This window comes from Massilia sp. CT11-108 (assembly GCF_047302915.1).
GTDB lineage: Bacteria > Pseudomonadota > Gammaproteobacteria > Burkholderiales > Burkholderiaceae_D > Telluria > Telluria orientalis.
Genome location: NZ_JBKYMO010001182.1, coordinates 1 through 561 on the forward strand (window position 1 = coordinate 1; position 561 = coordinate 561).

Annotated in this window: 1 protein-coding gene and 1 pseudogene; both read left to right on the forward strand. The window is 71.7% G+C overall.

Translation table 11 applies throughout. The features are described 5' to 3' along the window. On the forward strand, nt 1–286 hold a 286-nt coding region (locus ACEN88_RS33860; RefSeq protein ID WP_413346747.1), incomplete at its 5' end, for an ATP-binding cassette domain-containing protein. A gap of 10 nt (nt 287–296) precedes the next feature. Continuing rightward, nucleotides 297–561, forward strand: a pseudogene (locus ACEN88_RS33865) (hypothetical protein); the annotation flags it as partial.

Below are 561 nucleotides of genomic sequence, written 5' to 3' on the forward strand. Positions count from 1 at the left end.
GCACCGCGCCGGGCACCGGCCGTCGCAGCTGTCGGGCGGCCAGCAGCAGCGCGTGGCGATCGCGCGTGCCCTCGTGGCCGGGCCGGCCATGCTGCTCGCCGACGAACCGACCGGCAACCTCGACACCGCGCACGGCGACGACGTCATGCGCCTGCTACGGAACATCAACGCCGAGGGCACGACCGTCGTGATGGTCACGCACTCGCCCGCGCACGCGGCGCAGGCGTCGCGCACGCTGCGCCTGCTCGACGGCCGCATCGTCGTCGACGCGCTGCTGGCGGCATGAGGAGGCCACGATGAATTTGCGCGATTTCCGCATCGGCTGGCGCCTGCTCGTCAAGGAGCCGGCGTATTCCGCGGTGGTGGTGCTCGGCCTCGCGGTCGGTATCGCCGTGTGCTTTTTGCTGCTCGGCTACGTGCGCCACTCGTTTTCGTACGACGAGCACGTGCCCGAACGCGAGCGCGTGTTCCAGTTGCAGGAACGATGGAACCTGGCCCTGCTCGGCACCGGCTGGGGCAGCACCGCCAGCCTCCCCGCGCGCGACGCGGCGGTGCTGCCCC